We start from the raw sequence: 24,054 nt of genomic DNA, 5'->3' as shown, positions 1-24,054 counted from the left end.
TTCTTGTCAATTTCGGCATCACTCGCCTTAAGAGCCTGAGCGAAAGCGATTCTTACGCAATATTAGGTCTGACACAATTTTGTCTTTTTGGTATATACACAGCGCGGTGTGTGAGGATACGGCAACCACGTACAGAAACTCTGCGACGCGAAGAGTCAATTCTGTTTTGAACTGCGAGCAGCGGTGTAGTTCTACTCTATGACCTTTTTAACTATGAAGAACCCCATGTCTGCTTCTGGAGCGTTTGACAACACTTGATCCCTGATGTCTTCTACTTCGACCATATCGTCGCGCAGCGGCAATGCGCGAGGAGTTCCGCCATTTGTGGCGGGGGTAACTCCAGCTGTGTTTACTTCGGCCAACATCCCGAACCACGAGATAACGTCTGCAAGTTGCGCACGGTAAAGCTCAGCCTCTTCTTCAGTAATCTTTAGTCGAACCAGCCTAGCGATTCGTTTCATCTCACTCGCACTTACTCCCGTATTAGATGCTATACTCCCTTTCTCCACCGCGCTGCCCTCTAACCCAGATGTGAGCCCAAGTAGTTACCTAACAGTCCAGCTATTGTCAATACTCGTACTTTCTCGGATGACGTAATCTCGCTATGGCAGGCAATGGTGTCAGTCACGACTAAAGAATCAAGCTCCGAAGTTTCAACGGTTTCCAGAGCCCGTCCAGACAAAACCCCATGCGTAATAAACCCGTGTACGCTTACAGCGCCACGTGTCTTTAATGCTGCTGCAGCATTGCACAACGTACCCCCTGAGTCTACTATGTCATCAAGAATGAAGCAGTGCCTGTCCTTTACATTGCCGACAACATGCATAACTTCTGACACACCAGGCCCCTCTCGGTATTTGTCTATAACTGCGACCTGAATCGAGTTTACATTGTACTTTGCTGACAATGCCTTGACGAAAGACCGCACCCGCCCCAGGGCACCATAGTCAGGTGCTACAACCACAAGCCTCTCTAGCAAGTGGCTTCCACTAAGGTAATCAATAAATACATCATGTGATGAAATGCTAGTGAAAGGGATATCGAAAAACCCAGTTGCCTGACTGGAGTGTAAGTCTACTGTGACGATGTGATCTATGCCGGACCTGCTTATCATGTTAGCGATCACCTTTGCACTCAGCGCTGACACGTAAGAGCCATGTGCATCGCTACGACGCATAACCCTATCTTGTCTGGAATAGCAAAGGTACGGTACTACAGCGGTAATACGACCAGGTACCCTGGCTCTGCGCACTGCATCGACCAGTAGCAGTAGCTCCATTAAATTGTCGTTCGCAGGCGTACACAGCGACTGCAGAATAACAACGTGAGTATCTGATGCTATGGCACTACATGGGAATTCCAGATTAATCTCCCCATCAGCGAACCTTGATGTAGTAGGCGCCACTAACGGAGCGTTGACCGCACTCGACAGACTTGCGGCAAGAGTTGACGAGGCACTCCCAGGTACTATAACAACCATACTCCACCAATATGCCAACTAACGAGTGCATGATAATTGCGAGCATAACAAAAGTAAACATGTTTTCCAGTAACTGTGCTACCATAAACTGTGTCTTCCTACCAATTAAATGCGGTGAACTACATGGTTACGGAACAGGAAGTTCTCAGCGTGCTGCAAGGCATGGTGGACCCGGATACAGGAGCTAAAATCTCAGATATTGGGAAGCTGTCTGTAACAGTTAACAAGGGTGATGTCGGTATTATACTTCAAGTTCCAGAGCGATTGGGTGCACCGTGGGAAAGGGAGTTTAAAAGGCGCTGTGAGTCGATCATTAAGAGTAAAATTCCCGGTGTTGTCAGCGTAACTCTTGTGACGTCTATAGTGAGAGTGCCAAAACCCGCTCCAAAGGCCGATATACAGGGTGTTAATAACGTTGTACTTGTAGCTTCAGGTAAGGGGGGCGTGGGCAAATCCACTGTTGCGACATTTATTGCCCTTACACTAGCAAACAAAGGATATGCGGTATCGCTTGTTGACGCAGACATCTATGGCCCTTCAATACCGCAGTTGCTGGGCACCAAGAGCATGGCTGCAGTCGATGATGTTGGTATGATCATACCTGTTGAAGCTTATGGGGTTAAAAGCATATCCATGGGCAATATTGTGGAAGACAATGAAAAAGCAGTAGTTTGGCGTGGCCCTATGCTAGCAAAGGCTATAAACAAGCTTATTACCGGGACAAAGTGGGGCACAAGCGACTACATGATTATAGATACTCCTCCAGGTACGGGTGACGTTCACATTAGCATTACGCATGGGTACAAACTTACGGGAGCGGTCGTCGTGCTCACTCCCCATGATTTATCTATGACCCAAGCGATGAAAACTTGTGACATGCTTCATAGCCTGGGTGTGGGGCTCTTGGGCGTTGTTGAAAATATGAGTTACTTTCTGGATAGAGCAACCGGTATCAAGACCTCGATTTTTGGTGAAGGTGGGGGGCTAGAAATAGCTAGACGTACGGGATCGACTCTGCTCGGTGAAGTAGGCATCTATCCGAAGATGTCTGTATCCTCATTTGCAGACAGTTTTAACGCTGCTGATGGAGAATTGCAGAGAGCGTATGAGAAAATTACGAGCAACATGTTAGATAGCATAAGAAATGCGTCAACATAACTCCAGTCACTGTGTATTTATAGGGGCTCGTGAACTTCTAACTACTGGTTGCGGGTTTTTACATGTGATGTGCGCTGGGAAACCACGAATGTGTAGCAAAGAGCAAGTACCAGCATGGCTCGGCTTCTTGCGTTAAGAGTAACGATATCCTAGTCTGCATTGTGTGTGATAGTTACTGTTATGCACGGCATGTATGGTGCTTTTTTCTGATATAGTTGTGTGGAAAATCCTCGTGCTGTAGTTATTCAGGAGGCACGAAGTACCGATAAACGGGATCTACTGGTAGGTATATAGACGATGAGATGTGCCGCTTGCGGCTTTGAGCACAGTTGAGGTAAGATCGTGTGCTGTTTTGCAGCGGAACCTTTGTCTATGATTCGCAGATATAGCTTGTTTTCGTTTTTATTTGCAAAGCTGTTAGAGTTGCAACCACAGGGGCCCTATATTATTATTTTCTTACCCCGGCATCAGTCAGCTTGCTAACAATCAACTATAGCACAGATGGAGGAGAGAAGTTTCTTACTCTTGTAGGTAAGTCCACGCGGTAATTTTGTGTGGTAATTCTCCACCAAGTCATACCTACATCGTGTTATTTAGTTGTGAAATATCTAATAGCAACGGATATCCGTGCCACGCTATGCATCACATTTTGCGATATAGACGGGAAATGCAATGGAACGGAATTTATCTGGGTGCGCGCCACCTTACCGTACGCACACCCAAGTTTTAGAGAACAAGGTCAACTAATAGTGAATTGCCCAAGTAGAGCAAGCAGAGTGTACTGGCTCACTACCAAATTGCTTTGGGAGTTGATTAGACGCACTTTTGCCTTTAGTAATTCTTGCTCTATATCCAAGACATCTAGAGTGGTCTTCAAATTTAAGTGTGCTTCTTGAGTTATAGCTTCCAGAGCCACCTCAGTGTACTTTACGGATTCACGAGCGGATTGGAGCACGAACTTTGCAGTTACTAGCTCTTCCCAAGCGTCTACGACGGATTCTTCAATCTCCCTTGAGATCTCGTGCATGGAATACAAGTGTTGTTGTCGTGTCTTGTGTGTTCTGTCTATGTCTATAAATCCTACTCCGTGATCAAAAATAGGCAAACGCAGTTGCACATCTAGCCTGTGTGTTGCTTTACCTATGTCATTACCAGGGAATGACTCTGTAGCCGACAAATGCAGCGTAGGTAGCACTTTTTTAGCTACAGCAGCGGCAACTTCGCGCTTTGATGCTTGGTACATGTTTTGTGAAAGCTTGAGAGACAAGTTATTGTTCTTTGCGATCTCCAGTGCTTCTTCCAGGGATCCTGGGATCTGTAGCCTACGTTTTGGATATACCAACTCCACAGGTTGCTCACCCACAATGTGTGCATAGTTAGCCTCTACAGCTCTCAATCTTCCCCGAGCGCTCATTGCTTCAGATTTGGCTTGGGCAAGTTTCGCTTTAGCTTTTGCAAGTTCAGTTTTGGTAATCTCACCAACGGCGAAGCGTTTTTCCGCCGACAGAAGATGCTCTTGCATTACCTTGACATTATGCTCATTTAGTCTGTCTACTTCATATGCAGTCAAGGCATTCATGTAGGTTTTTATTGCGCTTAGCAGAGTTCTTTGTTTTTCCAGTGCGAAGGAAATATCCTGTGCGGTGTGTAGAAATTTTGCCCTATCAACGTTAAACATGGCTGCTCCGTTGAACATTGGCTGAGTCAGTGTTATGGCGGACGTGTGCGCCTTAGCAGCAGGACCCTGCTGATGCATTTTTAGTTCATAAACGACCTGGGGTAGGATCCCAGATACCGCTGAATTCACGATTTCGCGCTTGCTAGCTAGACTCTTACACAAACTGGCCTTAATCGCCATGTTGTTAGCAAGTGTTTTGTTTAGCGCTTCGTCAAGAGATGTACCGTGTGCCGCTGATGAAACCTTCATCAGAATAAGTGAAAAAATTAATAACGCCTTGCGCATACGCGACCACCAATAAACTGTGTTTTCTAATGTCTAATGGTATCTAAAATCTAAGACCATGCAAGGTTTTAATCACTTGCACTCCACGCATTATAATGCCAAAAGCGCAACACAACCTATTCTATTATTTTGCTGTGAAGCATGGGTATTGGAGCCTTTTTATGGGTAGTTTCAGTCTAGTTTGGATTGACAAGTTATGGATAAGATAGTAGAGTCCGCTAGCGCGAGTTCGGTTTTTTGTGGGTTATCAGGCATGAGGACTTTTTCTCTAAAGGCTAGTGGAATAGACAAGCGATGGGTTCTGATTGACGCCCGTGATATGGTAGTAGGTAGGCTTGCAGCGTTCATAGCCAAGGTGTTGCGTGGTAAGCACAAGCCGGAGTTTACTCCGCACATGGACTGTGGAGACTATGTTGTTGTGGTAAACGCGGGGTTGGTTAAGTTTACGCGCAGCAAGATGAAAGACAAGGTTTACTACAGGCACACAGGGTACCCTGGGGGGTTGAAAAGCTGTTCTCCGGAAGATTTTGTGCGTGCGGGATACGCGGAGAGGATACTCAAGTTGGCGGTTTGGAGAATGTTGGGTGATGGGCCTCTTGCAAGAAGGCGGTTCAGGAATCTCAAGGTGTACTCCGGTCCCCATCACGGTCATGATGCGCAGAAGCCAGTCACTCTGGATTTTGGTGCTATGAATAATAAGAATGGTAGAGGAAGGGATGGTAGAAGGTGATAGTGTTGCGGCTAGTTCTGGTAAGCCTGCCAAGCCTAAAGTAGATAAGTTTGGTCGCTCGTACGGTACCGGTGCCCGGAAGAACGCCGTGGCTAAGGTGTGGCTTAAAGTGGGCAATGGTGTTGTTAGGGTTAATGGGGTTGATTGTGCGGAGTATTTCCGCAGAGAAGCATTGTGTAGGCGTGTGCATAATCCTTTCCATGTTGCCTCTGTGGCTGGGTGTTATGATGCGAGGGTCGTTGTTTTCGGTGGTGGTAAGTCGGGCCAAGCTGGAGCTGTAGCTCATGGTATAAGTAAGGCGCTTAAGGATATCAATCCTGCGCTTCACACTGTGTTGCGTCAAACGGGTCTTCTGACAAGAGATTCCCGTGTAGTTGAACGTAAAAAGTACGGGCAGCACAAGGCGCGTAAGAAGTGTCAGTTTTCTAAGAGATAGTAGCGTATCCAGCTTGATGTTCGATGCTGGTTCGTAAGGTCTGTTGTAGCAATGAGGCCGGAGATGTGCGTGTGCTTTGCTGATAGAAGTGGCTTCTATCAGGGTTCCGGGTGCGGTTTGTAGCCAGCTGCGCATGGGAGTTGCCCACGTAAGTTTCTGTTGGTTTTGTGCGTGTTGTTTTGAGCTACCCGCGGTGTTGCGGGATCCCCTGTGGGGAACATCGTCTCGCGGTAGAGTGGCTTGTTTTATAGGGCTGTTTTTGCTCTTGAGTGGCATTGTATGGTTGAGGAGTTGTACATGGACTTGGAGACTGTAGGAAGTGGGGAAAGTGCTCCTGATGAGGTGAATGTTGTAGTCGAAGTTAGTCAGGATTCCCATCCAGTAAAATATGAGTTCGATAAAAAGAAAGGCGTTATGACCGTGGACAGGTTTTTGCCTACTGCGATGTACTATCCGTGCAACTACGGGTTTATTCCGTGCACTATGGCTGGTGACGGTGATCCGGTTGATGTTTTAGTGGTGACTAGATTCCCTGTGATGTCTGGGGCTGTTGTGCGCTCGCGCCCCATAGGCGTGTTAATGATGCATGATGAAAAGGGGGAAGATGTTAAAGTGCTTGCGGTGCCATCAAAGGCTGTGGACGGTTACTACGAGGGCGTTGTGAACTATTCGGATATGCCAAAGTTGTTTTTGGATTCCATAGCGCACTTTTTTTCTTTCTACAAGAAGCTAGAAAAGGAGAAATTTGTTTCTGTGGGCGAGTGGAAAGATGCGAACTTTGCCAAGGATGTGATACGCGCAGCGATACTAACAGCCGGGGTCGAGTGAATAATTGATCTGATTTTTATTACTTGAGACCGCATACACAACATGCAAGTTGCACTTGTTGTGTATGTAGCAGTTGGAGTAGTCGTTGTTATTAAAAGCAAATTTTGTTTACGTGGTGTTTCTGTTTAAGCGGCGCTGTATCCTGCGACTGTGCACAGTTAATCTTACTCTGTAAATTGTTGTGTGACGTGTTGCGACCAGCATATTGGATCGCGTCGATGATGTTATAAAAGGTCTCTAGGTACAGAAGCTCCGCATATATCTGTATTATACATCCGAAATTAATACTATCATCACCACTTGTTTGTAGTAACCAGGAGATTTTTTATATGCTATACCAGTAAATTTATTAACCTGCTATTGCGCGATCATAATTATAGTCTCACTACTAGGACATTAATGCTTGAGTTTATGTAGTGAAAATTGTACAAGCTGTACTAATATTAACTGTAAGGCGAATTTATGGAGAAACACAGTAGTCGCAGTAGCATAGTGGCCAGAATAAGATCTCAAATGGACAAGATCGGAATAAACGCTCGTGAGCTTGCGGAAAAGGCTTCAGTTGGAAAGTCGTTTGTGTACGATATTCTGAGCGGAAAGTCGAGCAATCCTACATCAAAAAAGCTGATGGCAATTGCTGAAGTGTTGCAAGTGCCACTTGCGTACCTCGTGGGCAGTGATGATGGTATGTGTGAAGTTGCTGCGGGTGGGATAACGCCTATATCTTATCTAGAGGAATCTGAAGAGGAAGATGGTATAGCCAGGCACGATAGATTTTATGTGCCCACAAATGCAAAGTTGCCGTTTGGTGTCGAAAATTTGCGTTTCTATGACGTTAAAGGTGATAGTATGTCTCCCACGCTTTTGGGTCAGGACGTCGTTCTGGTAGATATGTCAGACAAGGTAGCTCACCCTGCAGGTGTGTTTGCGATAAGGGATTCTATTGGAATATTGATCCGTAGACTGGAGTACATGAGGGATAGTAGCAAGATAGTGCTGCACGTCGTGTGTGATAACAAAAAGTATTCATCGTACGAATGTGCTGTGGAAGATATTGAGATTCTTGGACGCATTATTTGGTACGCAAGGGCTCTACGGTAGAAGGTATGTATGGTTTTGTGATATCTTAACAAAGTGTTAATGCACGTGACAAGCGCTGGGTATGCTTTACTTGGGCAGTTGGAGGCACTAGTTGCCAGGCGTATAATGGGCACACTTGCGGGTAGGATGTTGGGTTCGCTGTGTTGTATGTGCAACATATAAGAAATATGTTATACATTTCGTAAGATCATGCTTGATCAGCATGATGGTATACGTGTTAGTTTTGTATAGCCAGAGTTAGATGTCACTTGTGGAGCTTGTTGGGTGCCTGGGGTTTTGTTGGGTTTTTGAGGTGTGGGTATGCGCATACTGTTGATAGAGGACGATGTTGCTTGTGCCAAGGCGGTTGAGGCTTCGCTGTCTTCTGAGGGGCATTTCTGTGAAACCATGGCGTCGGCGCAGGACTGCTACGGCAGCATAGTTCCCAAGAATGATGACTATGACGTGGTGATACTTGACATTCACTTTCCTGGGAAGATAGACGGCTACGACATATTGGTGAAGCTTAGGGAGTCTGGTATTAAGGTTCCTGTTCTTATTTTGTCGTGTATATCTTCTGTAGCTCATAAGGTGAAGGGGCTGTATTACGGCGCGGATGATTATATTACCAAGCCGTTCCACAAGAGCGAGTTACTTGCAAGAATTAAGGCTATAGTAAGGCGGACCAGAGGGCATCCTGAGTCGATAGTGCGTGTGGGAAATATCTCCATTAACCTCGATCATAAGTGTGTAGAGTGTAATGGCTCGATAATCCACCTCACCAAGAAAGAATATGGCATGATAGAGCTATTGTCTTCGCGTCTGGGCACAGTGCTAACTAAGGAGATGTTTTTGTCTCATCTGTATAGAGAGCTTGATGAGCCGTCTGATGACAAAATTATCGACGTGTTCATGTGTAAGTTGCGTAAAAAGCTCAAAGTGGCGAATAACGGAAAAAACTACATTGAGACTGTTTGGGGCAGGGGCTATGTGTTGAAAGAGCATGCCAGCGACGATGGCGACGATTCGACAGAGCCATATGATAAACATGCACAGAAGACTACTGCGGAAACCGGTGATGGGTCATCGCAGAAAACTAGCTATGAATGGTCGGCTGATAGTAGATGCGGGGAACAGAATAGGGATTACGCAGAAGAGGCTTAGTTTTTTGCAGGTTGTTTTTTTTACGTTGTGTGCTAGAGTTATGCCCTATTAGTAAGGTAGGGTATCTCATGGCTGTGTACGTTCATAGCGGCGATCTGCCAAGTGATGTTGATCTGGGTGACATGGTTGCTGTGGATACGGAGACCATGGGTTTGGTGTGCCGGCGCGACAGGGTTTGTTTGGTTCAGTTGTCGTCGGGCGATGGGAACGCGCACTTAGTAAAATTTGATGGGGATTATAACGCCCCTAACTTGCGCAAGATTATTTCTGACTCGCGAGTTCTGAAGATTTTTCACTTTGCAAGGTTTGATGTTGCTGCAATCCGTCATGGGTTTGGGATGTGGGCTGCGCCATGCTATTGCACGAAGGTGGCTTCTAGGTTGGTGCGTACGTATACCAATCACCATGGCCTTAAGGATTTGTGTTACGAACTGCTTGGGGTCAAGATTAACAAGGCTCAGCAGTCATCAGATTGGGGTAGAGAAGTCTTGACTTCAGAACAGCTTAGTTATGCGGCTGCTGATGTTATATACCTGCACGATATAAAGAAAAAACTAGATATGATGCTTGAGCGGGAAGAGAAGCAGGATTTGGCCGAAGCATGTTTTCGGTTTATTCCTGTGCGTGCGGAATTGGATTTGCTAGGCTGGGATGGCGTAGACATATTCAGTCATCAGACTTAAGCCAAGTCCTTGTAAAAGGTTCCGGTAGCAGTGGTAGTCGTATTGACATTACGGTGGATTGTGCCTAGAATCGCCAACTCTGTCGAGTTGCTTGGGTGCGTATGGGCTGTAAGGTAGATAGCGGGCTTGAGTTCAGTATAGGACGGGACGATCTTTTACAAGCACTGAACTACGTAAGTAGCGTTATAGAAAGGCGTAATAGCATTGCCGTTCTGTCTTGCGTGAAGATAGTTGCAAGAGGCGCTATGGTGGAGCTTGCGTCTACGGATCTTGATATATCCATAGAAGCGTGTGTGCAGGCCAATGTTGTTTCAGACGGGATAGCGGTTGCGTCGGCGCAGCTGTTGTACGATATTGTTCGAAAGCTTTCTGGTGATACCGATGTCAGGTTCAGGATTGAATCTGGTAAGCTGTTGGTTGAGTGTGGTAACGCCCGGTTCTTTTTGCATACTATGGCACCTGAAAAGTTTCCTGCTATCGACGGGAGCGCTCTGGACTATGGCTTCGAGATATCTGCTGCTAGCCTGGCTGAGCTTTTGAACAAGACCAAGTTCTCTATGTCCGTGGAGGAAAGTAGGTACAATTTGCGTGGCGTTTATATGCACATCGACAAGGACACATTGTACTGCGTCGCTACAGATGGTCATAGATTATCTCTTGCGAAGATTGATAAGCCGGAAGGAATTCAGGCAGAGGTTGGCGTCATAATTCCACGGAAGACAGTTAGCGAAGTTCTGAAGATCATTAGCCATGGTGGCGGGGAGACTCCGCAGATTGTTACAGTTGGTTTATCCAGCAGAAAGATATGCTTCAGGTACAGAGGGTACTTTATGGTCTCTAAAGTGCTTGATGGGACGTTTCCTGACTATGCGTCTATTATACAAACTGAGCGCGATAAGAGTGTTGTGATGGATGCGGGGATATTGCAGAGTGCAGTGGATCGCGTTTCAGTCGTGGTTTTCGATAAGGTAAAGGCAATAAAGTTGTCATTTTCGCCGGGACGGTTGGTTTTGAGTTCGGCATCCACTGACCAAGGTGATGCAAGTGAGGAGTTGGCGATAGAATACGAAGGTGAAGACGTTTCAATAGGTCTTAATGCGCGGTACCTTATGGAAGTGCTTGGAAGTATCAAAGGTATGTGTGAATTAGTTTTTAGCGAGGCAAGTGCTGCCGTTCTCATACAAGATGGTGAGCATGGTGTGCACGTAATAATGCCGATGAGAATATGACTTTAGTTGTCTGCATTAAACGCATGAGTATTATTGGTTTTAACGTGCAGAGGTTGTGAATCTCGTTATAAATATGCGTCCTAATGCACGGGTGTAGCTACTTATTTTTATCATTTAGTTGATTCTGTATGAACCTACGCCATGCGGTGTACTCAATCACTGAGGCCCGTGTTCGATATCCTTCAGCGTGTTTGACGTATGTAATTTCAATCGCTGCGTCTGTGATGGCTGTGCAATTTGCGTTGCAAAAGCTGGTGGCTCGTTCAGTCTATGTAGGAATAGGCACGTACATCATTATTATCGAATTGTTTGTTAGCCTCAAATCCGCAGTCCAAGCCGAAAAAATTGCATTACGCACGGGATAGAAGCAAGGTAGAAAAGCTATTTGAGACAATGTGCAGAGCGCTATGCTGCGACACTGCGTCTCACATCCCAACCACCATGTTTTTTTACGCAGCGACAAAGACCACGAACTGCCGTGAGATTCCAAAATACACTCTTTTCGACAACCCAAAGAGCGCCACTAAAGGGAAATTACCAAAAGGCTGTAGCGTATGAACAACACAAGAAGCTTCCAGGGTAAAAACCGTCACCGCACGTGCAGCGTTTATAAGTGGTACTATGCCTTGGCGGTAGCGGCAGCAACAGGCTTACTGTTTCCAGCGATACCGTCTTTGTTCAAGACTTCGGAGACCGAAGAACGCAAGACCTTGATTTCAACGCCGTTAGCAATTTCTATGTTAAGGTGACCATTGGATGAGTCAATTTTAGTCACAGAGCCGAAGATCCCGCCTGCTGCGACCACCTTATCGCCCTTTTTCAAGCTTTCTAGCAGCTTATTATGTTCCTTCAGTTTACGCTGCTGAGGCCGTATAACCAAAAAGTAAAAAACACAGAAGATCAGTACTAATGGGATAAACCCGGCCACAGACGCGCCAATACCGGCAGCATTTCCAGTCTGCGCAGCAGAAGCAAAGGCATCAGAGAATGAAAGCATCGAACCCACCACAAATCAACGCACGAACTCTACCAAAGCCTGGGCATACTGTCAAGCAAAGTGCTCGTGTGGCATATAGCCCACCACTGATACCTCCCCTTAAACGCATAGCAGACAAGCTAACCTGTACCGAGCACCCAACCATGTAACTCTCACAAGGGGGACACTTGGCATGAGTAACTTAACTACTCGCAAGCACCGATATCATACCGGTAAAACCCTCCGGGCCAGTCTAGTAAGTCCAGTGCAGCATAGGCTTGATGCTTTGCTGCGGCAAGATCATCTGCCGTGGCCACAATATTCAGAACACGGCCACCATCGGAAACCCACTCGTTTCCAACACGCTTTGTTCCGGCATGCAGCACCTGCACATTAGGACACTTTGCAACCTCACCTAGGCCATTTATGACCGAGCCAGTAGTATAGTCTCCTGGGTAACCTTTACTAGCGACCACTACACACACAGACGACTTTCTATTCAGCTCTACAACCTCGCTACCAAGCCTACCCTTAGCCGTTAACGACATGAGCTTCAAAAGATCCGAATCTAGACGAGGCAGTATAGCCTGAGTTTCTGGATCACCAAAGCGCACATTGTACTCAAGCAAATGTGGCTCATTTTTCTTAATCATTATCCCAGCGAACAAGAGCCCCCTGTAGCGGATGCCCATGTTGTACATAGCCTTTATCGTGGGGTACACGATCTTTTGGACAATCAAATGCTCCATCTCCGGCGTCATTAAACCGGGAGAAGAGTAGGAACCCATACCACCGGTGTTCGGACCCTTGTTACCGTCACCCAGAGCTTTGTAGTCCTGCACAGCGCCCAGGATGACAGGATTGGTCCCATCAATCAAGGTCAAGAAGCTTACTTCTTTTCCCTCCAGAAACTCCTCGATTATAACCGCCTCGCCAGCAGGGCCAAACTTACCATGGACCAGCATGTCGTCTAATGCTGTATACACCTCTTCCAAGGTGCGACACACAACCACACCTTTCCCCTGCGCGGGCCCATCAGCCTTGACTACCAAAGGCAACTTATTACGTTTTGCGTACTGTCTAGCGGAGCCCACATCCATAAAGTAACCATACTTAGCAGTTGGTATGTGGTATCTCGCGCAAAGCTCCTTTGTGAAACCTTTCGAAGCTTCAAGCCGTGACGCGGCCTTAGAAGGACCGAAAACAAAAATGCCCTCATCGGTCAGCGCATCAGATAGTCCGCTGATAAGTGGCAACTCTGGGCCAACAACAACAAGATCAATCTTTTCGCGCTTGCAAAGCTGCACAACCTCGACAAAGTTGTCAATGTCAACATCTACTAGCGTGGCCAAGTCAGCCATAGCTTCACGCCCAGGGGCGACAAACAGACGACCGAGCATAGGTGAGCGACTCAAACAGCTCAGCAAAGCGTGTTCCCTTCCACCAGAGCCTATAACAAGAACATTCATTCTGCCTCCCTACCAGAGACTATATCAAAAGTTACAGCACAAGCGTACGCTACCACAAATGCCAAGCTTGTCAACGAGTTTAGAATGCCGCGCACAATGAGACTAAAGAATTAAAAACTTGCGATTTTGTTACCGACGTGGTTAAATCAACACGTGCCGTGTGGGTTCTAGTAGCGGGATGGTATGGGGTTGCGCATGGGTTTTCGTAGTGTGCTGTTTATCCTTGTGGTATGTGCAGTTATGCTGCCGGGTATGGGATATGCAAACGAGCAGGGTGAGGACGTGCATGTGCTGTACGAGAAGGCCCGCGGGTTATTTTCCAATAAGAAATACAAGGACACTATAGCAGTTCTTGAGAAGATAGAGGCCTTATATCCGTTCTCACAGATAGCTATTGACGGCAGTTTGATGGCAGCAGAAGCCAACTATGAGCTTGGTAATTATAGAGAAGCGGCGGCACTTGCTGATAGCTACATTGGTGTCTACCCCAACAGCGACGTTGTGGACTATGCCTACTACATAAGGTTGGCATCGAAGTACATGCTAATTCCAGACCTGGGGCTTGACCAGACGGAGGCCAATGAAGTCTTGGAGCAGACTTCCGAGTTTGTGAAGATGTTTCCGGACTCCAAGTATATAGAATCTGTGGTGAAGCGGCAGCAGGACGTTCGTAAGCACCTCGCGGCGAAGGAGCTCCTCATCGGTAGGTACTATCTAAAGCGTGGTGAATATATCGCTGCAATAAAGAGATTCGCATATCTGCTTGCAGAATATCCGGACTCTGTGTATGCAACCGAAAGCCGGGTCCGTATGGCTGAAGCGTACGAGGCTATAGGCGAGGTGCATGATTCAGATCAAGGACATGTCGGGATCGTGCGAGAATATGCAGATAACGCAATGGGTGGCGGCCGACATCCGGTAGTGGGTGGGGGAAGACATCCGGTTGTGCAGGAATCGTAGTGGCGCAAAGCGCGATGATGCTCCAATGACGCCCATCATAAACGTTGGTTTTTGCTAGCTCATCTAGGTGAACTCGTCACGTGGGCTGCTCGGCGTTTTGTGGGATGTGCAAGCTGTGTGAAACTCGTGAAAATAGTAAAAAATATCGGTGACTATGTACTCGAAGATCTTGTTGATTCCTAATGACGCCGATGTGATTACCGACGGGTGACAATAACATTGGCACGGTAGGTATAAACAAGATAGTGGGGAGATAACGGAACAGTATGTACTTGTGTAGTACATTCCCCTTACATGCCAGTTTGTATGTGATTAGACCGAATAGTAACAGTACTACACAGCACGAAAACGCTTTGACTCGTATTAATTTTCTTCACGCAGGATACGCATGTATGTACACAAGGCAGAATACTGATTGTGTGAATACTTTCCGTAAACCGTAATACAAAATTTTTTTCCTTATAGTTTGTCAAGTACCTTAGGACACAAAGTGAAACAAGGAGCTGGGGTACAAATGTGTAAGCGTCCGGCATAAAGAATTGTTTGCAGCACTTCCGAGAAGAGCGCATGGCTACGCTCAGTAGCACAAAGTGATAGCAGAGAAAATCAAGAATAGGTAGTAAATTGAAAAACTAAACATCCCCATACATGGCTCATGAGATGGTTCGCCAAGTTCTCGGTAAACTGTTAGAGAGCGAGTTATAAAGGCAATCCCAAGACTTGCAGCAATTATCCAATACAGCGCTTTCTCATGCATGTAAAGGCCTGGAAGAAGAGAAGCAACAAACAGGGCAATGCTGTAGAATAACATGTGCTTTTTTGTAGATTCCAAGTCGCAGACCGAGAGCATGGGAACACCGGCTAGCCGGTAATCATCCCTGTTAAGCAAGGAAAGAGCCCAGAAATGCGGAGGTGTCCACAAGAATATTATTAGAAAGAGAAGCAGACTCTCTACAGCAATTGATCCGGTCACTGAGGCCCATCCTATTACCGGAGGTAACGCGCCAGCTATGCCTCCAATTACGATATTCTGTGGCGTACGTCTCTTCAATATTATGGTGTATATCACGACGTAAAAGAAAATACTGCCCGCCAGCAAAATTGCAGATAGATAATTAACGGCGATAGCCATGAGCAGTACTGAAAGAATAGATAGCGCTAGACCGCATTCTAGTGCATTCACCCGCATTATCTTCCCCGCGGGTATCGGCCGCAATTTTGTGCGGCTCATCAGAGCGTCAATATCGCTATCATACCACATATTCAAGGCTCCTGACGCCCCCGCGCCCAGTGCTACACAAATTGCCGCAACAAGTCCTATAAGGGGATGTATCGAGCCTGGCGCAACAATCATCCCCGTTGTAGATGTGAATACCACCAAGTACATTATTCTGGGCTTCAGCAGTATCCAGTAATCCTTTGCTGATGATAGCGTATAGCGCGCACTGCGGCCAACAATAGAAACTGTCACACTGCTACCTTAGTCCACACGAGGTATTTCCTCAAAAGTATGGAATGGAGCCGGAGAGGGCACTGTCCACTCCAGTGTATCGCCGCCCCAGGGGTTTGCAGGAGCTTTCTCACCTCTTCTCAACGTGTAAATAACGATCCCTATGAAAAATATTACAGAGATGAAAGAAAGCAGTGCGCCTGCCGACGATATGTAATTCCACGGTATGAACGCATCTGGATAGTCAGGGATCCTCCTAGGCATACCAGCGAGTCCCAAAAAGTGCTGCGGGAAGAAGGTTATATTCGTGGAGATGAACGTGAACCAGAAATGAATCTTACCCATTGTTTCGGGGTATTGCCTTCCAGATATTTTGCTTATCCAGTAGTAGAACCCAGCGTAAGCTGCGAATAATGCCGCAATTGACATCACGTAATGAAAGTGTGCCACAACATAATACGTATCATGGAGAACTCTATCTATTCCACCGTGAGAAACTATAATGCCCGTCAAACCACCCACCGTGAAAACGAATATGAACCCTATTGCAAACAACATAGGAGTCTTAAACTCTATCGTACCTCCCCACATTGTCGCGATCCAACTGAATACCTTTACGCCCGTGAGGACCCCGATAAGCATAGTGGTAACGCTGTAATAGGTCACCAACTCCGCGCTAATACCAGTGGTAAACATGTGATGCGCCCATACCACAAGCCCCACGGTGGCTATACCTACCAACGCAAAGACCATGCCCAAATAGCCAAACACAGCCTTGTGCGAAAATGTCGACACAATCTGGCTCACTATTCCAAAAGCTGGGAAGATAATAACATAAACCTCTGGGTGACCGAAAAACCAGAACAAGTGCTGGAACAAAATGGGGTCACCACCGCCTGCAGGGTTAAAGAAACTTGTGCCAAAGTTGCGATCTGTCAAAAGCATAGTGATAGCGCCCGCCAGCACCGGTAACGACACTATTAACATGAAAGAGGTCAACAGTATGGTCCACACGAATAATGGCATTTTCATCAACGTCATTCCATGTGCGCGCATATTCAGTATTGTGACAATGAAGTTTATTGACCCAACTATCGAAGATATACCAGCAACATGTAAAGCCAATATTGCCATGTCTACAGAAGCATCAGGGTGCGAACCTATGTATGAAAGAGGAGGGTACAAAGTCCATCCTGTGCCTGGGCCATCACCTATCAATACAGAGCAGGCAAGCAGCGCTAAAGATGCAACCAGCATCCAAAAACTTAGGTTATTTAGCCGAGGAAATGCCATATCAGGGGCACCAATCAGTAGAGGCACAAACCAGTTGCCGAATCCTCCTGTGAGCGCTGGCATGATCATGAAAAACACCATGATGAGCGCATGGCCAGTAACCATAACGTTATAGAGCTGATAATTACCGCTTAGGATATCTATGTGAGCCAGTTGCGCACGCAGAACCAAAGACATGAGCCCGCCTACAATTCCCCCTACTATAGAAAAAATTATGTACATTGAACCTATGTCTTTGTGGTTGGTTGAAAACAACCACCGCTTCAGACCTGTTAGTATATGCTCTTCATCCATAACTATCTCCAAAACACCTGGAAAGAATTAGACACAGCGCTTCAATCTCCTCTTGCTCAACACGCACAGAGACCTACTCAAAAATCTGCGCACCACCACAGAGAGGCAAATCCGATCACTCCCCAGCCTTCTTACTTGCAAGCCACTTATCATACTGTTCCTGTGTCACAGCCTCTATTACGATTGGCATGAACCCATGCAGCCTGCCGCAAAGTTCGGAACACTGCCCATAATAGACCCCGGGCTTTTTCACTGAGAACCACACCTCATTTAGCCTACCAGGTACAGCGTCAATCTTTATCCCCAAGGCGGGCACAGCCCAACTATGTATAACATCTCCACTGGTTGACTGTAACAAAATTGTTTTTCCAACGGGGACTACCACTCGGTTATCTACCTCTAGAAGACGGAGCTCGTCACCAGCTATCTCAGAGTCCGGCTTCATGTAGCTGTCGAAGTTTATGCCATCTTCCGGGTACACGTAAGACCAGTACCACTGGTACCCTATAGCCTTAACAACCAAATCTGCTTCGGGAAGCTTCTGTTCGAACTTGATTAGTTTTACGTTACTGAAGGTCAAGAAACCCACAATAAGCAGTGGTACTATGGTCCATAGAATCTCAAGAAGCACGTTGTGTGAGTGTCTTTTATTGAACTCTACGGGCTCATCGCCCCTTCTACGGAACTTGATGAGTACATAAGCCAGCAGAATGAAGACCACAATCACTACTGCTGACATGACGACCATAACAAAATTATGGGACTTCTGTATTGCCTCCATAATTTCTGTTACAGGCTCTTGAAACCCCATCTGCCATGGTTGCGGAGCAGCAGCCCCAGCGTCGTGAAAAGACAGAAAACCAAATAGAAGCGTAACGCCCACAAAAAACGCGTGAAGCATAAGGAAAAAGCCCTAGTGTAAAGCCAAAAAACCCGTCCCGACATGATACATTCAAGGTGCGGAAATGCAAGGTTTTTTGTTTCAATACTTGGGTTGGATGTGGTAGATTTTATCCGTATGGTTGGGATAAAAGGCACTATTTTTGCATGCGGTGTTGTGTTTTGTATGTAAGCAGTGTCAGACGTAAAAGTCTGCACTACGAGTGTCACCTAACTATAACGGTGTGTGTGCCGTACAAAAAGTTGAGGGCTCACTATAGCGAAGGGAAGAGATTGGCGTTTTTTGGTATTCATCAGCAATATTCCTTGGTGACAAAGATCCACGATGTTGCCACAGTAAAATTTACGCAACATTCCACGGGTAACAGCTTGCGATGATAGCGAAATTTAAGTACAATGCGGCCGCATTATTAGGTCGCTGCGGTAGTTTCTCAGGTGCGTTATGCCAAGTAAGTATTTCTACATTTCGACTCCTGCGTACTATGTAAACGACTCTCCACATATAGGCCATTTCTACACCACTCTTGTAGCTGACGTGATGGCCAGATTCAAAGGCCTCGACGGCTTTAATGTAAAGTTTGTTACAGGTACTGATGAGCACGGGCAAAAGGTAGAGGAGACAGCGAGAAAACATGGCATGCCCGTGTTGCAGTTTGCTGATAAGGTTAGCGCCACGTTTCGGGAACTGGTACAGAAGTCTGGTTTTTGCTGTAATGACTTTATGCGTACCACGGAAGAACGTCATCGCAGTGCTGTGGTTGAGTTGTGGACTAGGCTGTGTAGCCGTGGGCAAATATATCGTGGTCATTACTCCGGGTTCTACTCAGTACGTGATGAAACGTTCTACCAGGAAAAAGATTTGGTGAATGGTAAGGCGCCAACGGGTGCGGAGGTGGCTTGGTTGGAAGAGCCGGGTTATTTCTTCAAGTTATCTGAATGGCAAGAAGAATTACTTAAACTATACAGAGACAATCCTCGTTTTGTTGTACCACATGGAAAACTGAACGAGGTTGTGAGTTTCGTAGAGTCTGGGCTGAGAGACTTATCAGTTTCCCGGTCGAAAAGGCACATGTCTTGGGGTATAGATGTGCCAGATGACGGAGAGCACCTAATCTACGTTTGGGTTGACGCCCTCTCGTATTATTTGGCGTTGACTGGGTTTCCAGATGTGAATACTGAAGAGTACGTAAATTATTGGCAAAACTGTGGGTGCACACATGTCGTGGGTAAAGACATACTCAGGTTTCATGCGGTGTACTGGCCTGCGATGCTCATGGCAGCAGGATTGCCGCTACCAAAGCAAATAGTTGCTCACGGGTGGTGGCTAAATGAAGGGCAAAAGATTTCCAAGTCGTTGGGGAATGTCATAGACCCATGCAAAGTGATGGACGAATATGGTTTGGAGAACTTGAGGTACTTTCTTCTGAGTGAAACTCCAATAGGTAACGATGCTAGCTTCAGTAACAAGGGAATCATAGAGCGCATTAATTGTGACCTCGCAAACAATTTTGGCAATCTAGTTATGAGGACAATATCCCTGGTGCATAAAGAATGTGGAGGTGAAGTGCCTGCAGTGAACCCCAAACTTATGCAGGGTACCGAATCTCTGCCAGACTATGAGGGCATCTACCGTCGGTACAAGGGACATATGGATAGCTATCAACTCTATGATGCTCTGAAGTTTGTACTGAGCATATCGTCTATTGCCAACGAGTATATAGCTAAGAGAGCACCTTGGAAGCTGTTTAAGGAAGACAGAGCACTCGCGGAGGCAGTCATGTTAAAGCTGTTGGAGTACATAAGATGCATCGGTATAATGCTGGCGCCGGTTATGCCTGTAGCGGCGGATAAGATACTTGTTCAGTTATCAGTGCCGCAGGAGAAGCGGAATTTCGAATGTTTTTCAGAGTCATTACCTGGCGGCAAGCTTCCTTCTCCCATGCCAATATTTCCTAAGTACGATTTGTAATTAGGTTTCACGATAATGTGTGTTTGACCCAGTGACTTGCAGTGAGTCCTGACAGTACTGTTTCCTGTAAGAAGCTTTCCGGAATGATGGCGTAGAAAATAGATTTTTGCCGCAGTACGAAGGCAAAAGAGACTCTACGTTGCAGATAAACAGTACGCAAGTGAAATACCAATGACGCGCACAAGAAAAAGCCAAAACGTTTTCCGTAGCGGAATTACAAAGGAAGCCGTTTATGTTTTCCAGGCACTATAAAGCGTTGCAACGCCGCCACAGACATTTTTATGTGTCACGGAAAAAAAGTTTGCGCTTTCTACCTCGTTCGCAAACTCCTTCGGAGAAGGGAATGCTCTAATGCTTTCTGCGAGGTACAAGTACGCCTCTTCATCCCCTGTTACGAGCTTCCCAATTTTTGGTATGACATGCAAGGAGTAAACATCGTACGCGGTCTTGTAGGCACCCTTTTTTGACAGTGGAGAAAACTCAAGACATAAAAATCTTCCACACGGCTTCAGAACCCTATACGCTTCCCGCAGTGCTGTGCTCCTGTCCGGTATATTTCGTATACCGAAAGCTATGGTGTAATAGTCAAAAGTACTGTCTGCAAACGGTAAACGCTCTCCACTAGCGCAGACCCAGTCTATTTCAATGTAGCCAGAGTCTATCGATTTCCTCCGGCCAACTGAGAGCATATCTGTGCTGATATCGCACACGGTTACCTTCAAGTTTCTGTGTTTCTCCAGAACACGCATGGCTATATCACCCGTACCACCCGCAACGTCAAGTAGCGAGCCAGTGCCGTTCGAAACAAATTTACACAACTCATTCTTCCAAAGCCTATGCAAGCCGAAGCTCATGATGTCATTCATCATGTCATAGCGCTCCGCAACCGAAGAGAAAACCCTGTTTACGAAATCTTGAGCAGCCATGCGCACTATAAGATAAACTTCGACAGATCTAGCTGCTTAGAAATATCATCTAGCCTTTCTCGCACATGCTTTCCATCGATTACAAAAGTTTTACCCTTATTTTCAGAGGCATTATAACTTATGTCCTCCATGAGTTTCTCCATGATAGTATGTAGCCGTCGAGCTCCAATATTTTCCACTTCCCGGTTAACGGTTGAGGCAATTTCTGCGATAGCGAATATGCCGTCCTCCGAGAACTCAACTGTGATACCCTCAGTTTCCATAAGAGCACGATACTGTCTGAGAAGGTTGGACTCTGGCTCAGTAAGAATTCTCACCAAGTCATCCCTGCTAAGGGGTTGCAACTCTACCCTTATAGGTAAACGTCCCTGAAGCTCTGGCAGCAAGTCAGATGGCTTTGCCAGATGGAATGCTCCAGAAGCTATAAACAGTACATGGTCAGTGTTTACAGTTCCATACTTCGTACTTACGCTTGTTCCCTCCAGTAGGGGCAACAGGTCACGTTGTACACCTTCTCTGTTTACCTCACCCCTCACTTCTGTTCGTGCTGCAATTTTGTCTATCTCATCCAGAAAAACAATTCCCTCATTGCTTGCGATGTTTAGAGCCTCTCGGACCATTTTATCTTCATCTATGAGCTTTTCTATTTCCTCATCTAACAGAATCTCCCGTGCTTCCTTAACCGTTGTTTTCAATGTCTTAGAGCGCTTATCCCCGCCCAGAACCTTCGTGACAATCTCGCTGATGTTCATAACGCCTACCTGTCCTCCAGGCATTCCAGGTACGTCGAATGAAGAGGCCATGCTTTTTCTAGTATCCTTAACGTTTATTGAAATCTCGGAATTTTCGAATTTGCCAGCCTGTAGTTGTAAACGAAAGGCGTTTTTTGTATCCTCAGAAGCTTCAGCTCCCACAAGACAATCCAGTATAATATCCTCTGCAGTCGCTTGCGCCTGCTTCTTTACCATCTTTCTATGCTTCTCTTTTACCAGAATTACCGCCCTATCTACCAGGTCGCGTATTATAGAATCCACGTCACGACCCACATAGCCAATTTCAGTAAACTTTGTGGCCTCAACCTTAATAAATGGAGCCTGCGCAAGCTTAGCGAGACGTCGCGCTATCTCGGTTTTACCTACACCTGTGTGGCCAATCATCAAAATGTTTTTCGGTATAATCTCATCTCTGAGGGGCTGTGGGACGCGGTTTCGGCGCCACCTACTACGCAGCGCATTAGCCACGGCACGCTTAGCCTCGGCTTGCCCAACTATAAACCTGTCAAGCTCTTTAGTAATTTGTCGAGGTGAAAGATCTCGAACTTCCGATTCAGATTCATCATCAACGATGGTTGACGAATCTTCAGCGCAGGATGCATTGTCTGAAGGCAAGGGAATGACTTCAAACGTATCCGAAGAAGAACAATCACCGCCGTCAACTGCAGAATTGCAGAGAGGAATATCAAACCCACGAAAAGACATAAATCAACCCTCGATTTTTTCCATGACAATATTGTTGTTAGTGTAGATGCATATTTCCGAAGCAATTGCCAAGGATTTTGCTACTATATATTCCAAAGTCATATCATGAGCAAACTCTTCTTGAGAAGAGCACAGAGCCCTTGCGGCAGCCAGGGCGTAGTTACCGCCAGACCCTATAGCTGCAATGCCATTTTCGGGTTCCAAAACGTCGCCCCCACCTGAGATCACTAGCGATACTGACCTATCGGCCACTATCATCATAGCCTCAAGCCTCCTCAGATACTTATCTTGTCGCCAGTCTTTTGCTAACTCTACACAAGCGCGCATAAGCTGCCCAGGATGTTTTTCTAGCTTTCCTTCCAGTCTTTCAAACAAAGTGAAAGCATCTGCGGTCGCTCCCGCAAAACCGGTGATTACGGAGTCACCTGCTAGCCGCTTAATCTTTCTTGCGGAAGTCTTCATAATGGCAGAGCCCAAAGTCACCTGACCGTCCCCGGCTATGATGACACTATTGCCTCGCCGTATGGACAATATGGTAGTGCCATACATCTTTGTATTTTCCGTGTGATTCATGCTTCATCTCCTTAGCCACCACTGTGCTTCAAACGCGGACTACGTTCCTTGCCTACTACGGCAGACTATCATAGCCCTATCCGCATTGCACTTCATTAAAAAACTGGTTGTACAAGGGCGCTACTAGGGACAGTAGATTTTTGTGTCAAATGAGACCCTCACCAGTAACCAACATGTGTGCCGAAAGTATCACAAAGTTTCAATGTAAATTTGAATAAATATCGTGGCGTACACACAATGCCATTGTGCGCACCGTTTATTCACTGAAAATAGTAGTAAAATTACGGCAAAATTTGTGTGCGATAGTGCTATAAAAGCACCCAACTATCGTCAACTTTATTGGTGTACAGGTGCATATTTCACAAACAATACTAGCATTTGGAGTTAATATCTGCTATCTTGACGTAGATCCGGTGTGGTTTATACGGTTTTGCGATGGGCGTAGGGGCTCTGCGGGCGGTGTGTGTGCTTTCTCCGGTGATGGGGGTGGTACGATAAGCGCTTGGTACCTTGCCCTGCGGGTGTTGGGCTCGCAAAATTTGTCACAAAAATATACTTGTGTATTGCGGAGTTATGGTATAGATTCCGCGTACTCGGACTTCGTCCGCGTGCTTTCCCCTGTGGGATGAGTTTTTCCTTGCAGTGGCGCGCAGTGCCAGCGTTGTTGTATATAGTGGTAGCGCTGCTCCCGCGTGAATTATTTTTGTGGCGTGTATCTTCAGTAAAGGTGTTCGGAATGAATGGAGTTGTGTGGTCTTCGGGCACAGAGCCGGCCTATATATTCCACAAACGTCTCGGCTGAACAGGGTTGTTGGAACCTCACGTAGTTGATTGATTTTACTGTTAGTAAGTTTGGTGAAGAGAGTTTGTATGTCAGAAGGTGTCATGGAGAGGGAAGATTCTGTAGTTAAGAGAGGTGCTACAGATAATGGCAGTGAGGAGATGAGGATCCTGAACCTTAGCGAACTCAAGAAAAAAAGCACAGGGGAGCTGCTAAAGATAGCGGAAGAGCTGG

Annotated in this window: 23 protein-coding genes; 12 read left to right on the top strand and 11 right to left on the bottom strand. The window is 46.3% G+C overall.

Annotated features, from left to right (window positions below; translation table 11 throughout):
• Positions 1–191: 191 nt before the first annotated feature.
• Positions 192–509, bottom strand: coding sequence for an Asp-tRNA(Asn)/Glu-tRNA(Gln) amidotransferase subunit GatC (gatC, locus tag PGW94_RS02985; RefSeq protein WP_271758497.1), 318 nt, complete (start codon positions 507–509; stop codon positions 192–194).
• A gap of 11 nt (positions 510–520) precedes the next feature.
• Entirely contained in the window at positions 521–1,480 is a 960-nt protein-coding gene (locus PGW94_RS02980) for a ribose-phosphate diphosphokinase (RefSeq protein WP_271758495.1), read from the bottom strand.
• A gap of 123 nt (positions 1,481–1,603) precedes the next feature.
• Between PGW94_RS02980 and PGW94_RS02975 the strand changes: the two genes are divergently transcribed.
• Positions 1,604–2,638 (top strand): Mrp/NBP35 family ATP-binding protein, encoded by a 1,035-nt coding sequence (locus PGW94_RS02975; protein WP_271758493.1) that lies wholly within the window; start codon positions 1,604–1,606, stop codon positions 2,636–2,638.
• A 739-nt stretch (positions 2,639–3,377) separates the two neighbouring features.
• On the opposite strand, the gene PGW94_RS02970 is transcribed toward PGW94_RS02975, so the two are convergent.
• Complete coding sequence (locus tag PGW94_RS02970; RefSeq protein ID WP_271758491.1) at positions 3,378–4,601, bottom strand: TolC family protein; 1,224 nt, start codon at positions 4,599–4,601, stop codon at positions 3,378–3,380.
• A 253-nt stretch (positions 4,602–4,854) separates the two neighbouring features.
• On the opposite strand from PGW94_RS02970, the gene rplM reads away from it, so the two are divergent.
• From rplM to dnaN, 7 genes are all read left to right on the top strand, one after another.
• Positions 4,855–5,331, top strand: a complete 477-nt coding sequence (gene rplM / locus PGW94_RS02965; protein WP_271758505.1) for a 50S ribosomal protein L13 — start codon at positions 4,855–4,857, stop codon at positions 5,329–5,331.
• A complete protein-coding gene (gene rpsI, locus PGW94_RS02960; RefSeq protein ID WP_271758489.1) occupies positions 5,318–5,767 on the top strand; it encodes a 30S ribosomal protein S9 in 450 nt (149 codons plus the stop codon). The genes rplM and rpsI overlap by 14 nt, the downstream gene beginning before the upstream one ends.
• Positions 5,768–6,064: 297 nt before the next feature.
• Entirely contained in the window at positions 6,065–6,595 is a 531-nt protein-coding gene (gene ppa, locus PGW94_RS02955; protein WP_271758503.1) for an inorganic diphosphatase, read from the top strand.
• Between the two features lie 462 nt (positions 6,596–7,057).
• The gene (locus tag PGW94_RS02950) at positions 7,058–7,696 is read left to right on the top strand and encodes a LexA family transcriptional regulator (protein WP_271758487.1); all 639 of its coding nucleotides are present in this window, start codon (positions 7,058–7,060) and stop codon (positions 7,694–7,696) included.
• 300 nt (positions 7,697–7,996) lie between these two features.
• Positions 7,997–8,839, top strand: coding sequence for a response regulator transcription factor (locus PGW94_RS02945; RefSeq protein WP_271758483.1), 843 nt, complete (start codon positions 7,997–7,999; stop codon positions 8,837–8,839).
• A 68-nt stretch (positions 8,840–8,907) separates the two neighbouring features.
• Complete coding sequence (locus PGW94_RS02940) at positions 8,908–9,522, top strand: ribonuclease D (protein ID WP_271758476.1); 615 nt, start codon at positions 8,908–8,910, stop codon at positions 9,520–9,522.
• A gap of 101 nt (positions 9,523–9,623) precedes the next feature.
• A complete protein-coding gene (gene dnaN / locus PGW94_RS02935) occupies positions 9,624–10,751 on the top strand; it encodes a DNA polymerase III subunit beta (protein ID WP_271758474.1) in 1,128 nt (375 codons plus the stop codon).
• A gap of 619 nt (positions 10,752–11,370) precedes the next feature.
• On the opposite strand, the gene yajC is transcribed toward dnaN, so the two are convergent.
• Positions 11,371–11,748: a preprotein translocase subunit YajC gene (yajC, locus tag PGW94_RS02930; protein ID WP_271758501.1), complete on the bottom strand. Its 378-nt coding sequence runs from the start codon at positions 11,746–11,748 to the stop codon at positions 11,371–11,373.
• 185 nt (positions 11,749–11,933) lie between these two features.
• Positions 11,934–13,196, bottom strand: coding sequence for a phosphoribosylamine--glycine ligase (gene purD / locus PGW94_RS02925; protein ID WP_271758472.1), 1,263 nt, complete (start codon positions 13,194–13,196; stop codon positions 11,934–11,936).
• 195 nt (positions 13,197–13,391) lie between these two features.
• Between purD and PGW94_RS02920 the strand changes: the two genes are divergently transcribed.
• Positions 13,392–14,156 carry an outer membrane protein assembly factor BamD gene (locus PGW94_RS02920; RefSeq protein ID WP_271758470.1) on the top strand — a complete coding sequence of 255 codons (765 nt, stop codon included), beginning with the start codon at positions 13,392–13,394 and terminating at the stop codon, positions 14,154–14,156.
• A 577-nt stretch (positions 14,157–14,733) separates the two neighbouring features.
• On the opposite strand, the gene cyoE is transcribed toward PGW94_RS02920, so the two are convergent.
• The 3 genes from cyoE to coxB all read right to left on the bottom strand — a co-directional run bounded on the left by cyoE (position 14,734) and on the right by coxB (position 18,094).
• The gene (gene cyoE / locus PGW94_RS02915) at positions 14,734–15,615 is read right to left on the bottom strand and encodes a heme o synthase (protein WP_271758499.1); all 882 of its coding nucleotides are present in this window, start codon (positions 15,613–15,615) and stop codon (positions 14,734–14,736) included.
• A 21-nt stretch (positions 15,616–15,636) separates the two neighbouring features.
• Positions 15,637–17,193, bottom strand: coding sequence for a cytochrome c oxidase subunit I (gene ctaD / locus PGW94_RS02910; RefSeq protein WP_271758468.1), 1,557 nt, complete (start codon positions 17,191–17,193; stop codon positions 15,637–15,639).
• Positions 17,194–17,308: 115 nt separating this feature from the next.
• Positions 17,309–18,094: a cytochrome c oxidase subunit II gene (gene coxB, locus PGW94_RS02905; RefSeq protein WP_271758466.1), complete on the bottom strand. Its 786-nt coding sequence runs from the start codon at positions 18,092–18,094 to the stop codon at positions 17,309–17,311.
• Positions 18,095–18,255: 161 nt separating this feature from the next.
• On the opposite strand from coxB, the gene PGW94_RS02900 reads away from it, so the two are divergent.
• Positions 18,256–18,471, top strand: coding sequence for a hypothetical protein (locus PGW94_RS02900; protein WP_271758464.1), 216 nt, complete (start codon positions 18,256–18,258; stop codon positions 18,469–18,471).
• A 64-nt stretch (positions 18,472–18,535) separates the two neighbouring features.
• On the top strand, positions 18,536–20,062 hold the full coding sequence (locus PGW94_RS02895) for a methionine--tRNA ligase (RefSeq protein WP_271758462.1): 1,527 nt from the start codon (positions 18,536–18,538) through the stop codon (positions 20,060–20,062).
• Positions 20,063–20,292: 230 nt separating this feature from the next.
• Here PGW94_RS02895 and PGW94_RS02890 read toward each other — a convergent pair whose 3' ends face one another.
• The 3 genes from PGW94_RS02890 to hslV are packed head-to-tail and all read right to left on the bottom strand — an operon-like array spanning position 20,293 to position 23,039.
• Positions 20,293–20,988: a class I SAM-dependent methyltransferase gene (locus tag PGW94_RS02890; RefSeq protein ID WP_271758460.1), complete on the bottom strand. Its 696-nt coding sequence runs from the start codon at positions 20,986–20,988 to the stop codon at positions 20,293–20,295.
• A 5-nt stretch (positions 20,989–20,993) separates the two neighbouring features.
• A complete protein-coding gene (hslU, locus tag PGW94_RS02885) occupies positions 20,994–22,466 on the bottom strand; it encodes an ATP-dependent protease ATPase subunit HslU (protein WP_271758458.1) in 1,473 nt (490 codons plus the stop codon).
• A gap of 3 nt (positions 22,467–22,469) precedes the next feature.
• Entirely contained in the window at positions 22,470–23,039 is a 570-nt protein-coding gene (gene hslV, locus PGW94_RS02880) for an ATP-dependent protease subunit HslV (RefSeq protein ID WP_271758456.1), read from the bottom strand.
• Positions 23,040–23,389: 350 nt separating this feature from the next.
• On the opposite strand from hslV, the gene PGW94_RS02875 reads away from it, so the two are divergent.
• A complete protein-coding gene (locus PGW94_RS02875; RefSeq protein WP_271758454.1) occupies positions 23,390–23,668 on the top strand; it encodes a hypothetical protein in 279 nt (92 codons plus the stop codon).
• Positions 23,669–24,054 lie beyond the last annotated feature (386 nt).

This window comes from Candidatus Anaplasma sp. TIGMIC (assembly GCF_028204095.1).
Lineage (GTDB): Bacteria > Pseudomonadota > Alphaproteobacteria > Rickettsiales > Anaplasmataceae > Anaplasma.
The sequence above is the reverse complement of the archived record's forward strand: the minus strand, read 5'-3'. Positions and strand labels throughout refer to the sequence as shown.

What these genes read in the sequence shown, in the direction of transcription:
- PGW94_RS02980 (WP_271758495.1), bottom strand. Translation starts at nt 1,480, where the DNA reads ATGGTTGTTATAGTACCTGGGAGTGCCTCGTCAACTCTTGCCGCAAGT.
- PGW94_RS02975 (WP_271758493.1), top strand. Translation starts at nt 1,604, where the DNA reads ATGGTTACGGAACAGGAAGTTCTCAGCGTGCTGCAAGGCATGGTGGAC.
- PGW94_RS02970 (WP_271758491.1), bottom strand. Translation starts at nt 4,601, where the DNA reads ATGCGCAAGGCGTTATTAATTTTTTCACTTATTCTGATGAAGGTTTCA.
- rplM (WP_271758505.1), top strand. Translation starts at nt 4,855, where the DNA reads ATGAGGACTTTTTCTCTAAAGGCTAGTGGAATAGACAAGCGATGGGTT.
- rpsI (WP_271758489.1), top strand. Translation starts at nt 5,318, where the DNA reads ATGGTAGAAGGTGATAGTGTTGCGGCTAGTTCTGGTAAGCCTGCCAAG.
- ppa (WP_271758503.1), top strand. Translation starts at nt 6,065, where the DNA reads ATGGACTTGGAGACTGTAGGAAGTGGGGAAAGTGCTCCTGATGAGGTG.
- PGW94_RS02950 (WP_271758487.1), top strand. Translation starts at nt 7,058, where the DNA reads ATGGAGAAACACAGTAGTCGCAGTAGCATAGTGGCCAGAATAAGATCT.
- PGW94_RS02945 (WP_271758483.1), top strand. Translation starts at nt 7,997, where the DNA reads ATGCGCATACTGTTGATAGAGGACGATGTTGCTTGTGCCAAGGCGGTT.
- PGW94_RS02940 (WP_271758476.1), top strand. Translation starts at nt 8,908, where the DNA reads ATGGCTGTGTACGTTCATAGCGGCGATCTGCCAAGTGATGTTGATCTG.
- dnaN (WP_271758474.1), top strand. Translation starts at nt 9,624, where the DNA reads ATGGGCTGTAAGGTAGATAGCGGGCTTGAGTTCAGTATAGGACGGGAC.
- yajC (WP_271758501.1), bottom strand. Translation starts at nt 11,748, where the DNA reads ATGCTTTCATTCTCTGATGCCTTTGCTTCTGCTGCGCAGACTGGAAAT.
- purD (WP_271758472.1), bottom strand. Translation starts at nt 13,196, where the DNA reads ATGAATGTTCTTGTTATAGGCTCTGGTGGAAGGGAACACGCTTTGCTG.
- PGW94_RS02920 (WP_271758470.1), top strand. Translation starts at nt 13,392, where the DNA reads ATGGGTTTTCGTAGTGTGCTGTTTATCCTTGTGGTATGTGCAGTTATG.
- ctaD (WP_271758468.1), bottom strand. Translation starts at nt 17,193, where the DNA reads ATGGATGAAGAGCATATACTAACAGGTCTGAAGCGGTGGTTGTTTTCA.
- coxB (WP_271758466.1), bottom strand. Translation starts at nt 18,094, where the DNA reads ATGCTTCACGCGTTTTTTGTGGGCGTTACGCTTCTATTTGGTTTTCTG.
- PGW94_RS02895 (WP_271758462.1), top strand. Translation starts at nt 18,536, where the DNA reads ATGCCAAGTAAGTATTTCTACATTTCGACTCCTGCGTACTATGTAAAC.
- PGW94_RS02890 (WP_271758460.1), bottom strand. Translation starts at nt 20,988, where the DNA reads ATGGCTGCTCAAGATTTCGTAAACAGGGTTTTCTCTTCGGTTGCGGAG.
- hslU (WP_271758458.1), bottom strand. Translation starts at nt 22,466, where the DNA reads ATGTCTTTTCGTGGGTTTGATATTCCTCTCTGCAATTCTGCAGTTGAC.
- hslV (WP_271758456.1), bottom strand. Translation starts at nt 23,039, where the DNA reads ATGAATCACACGGAAAATACAAAGATGTATGGCACTACCATATTGTCC.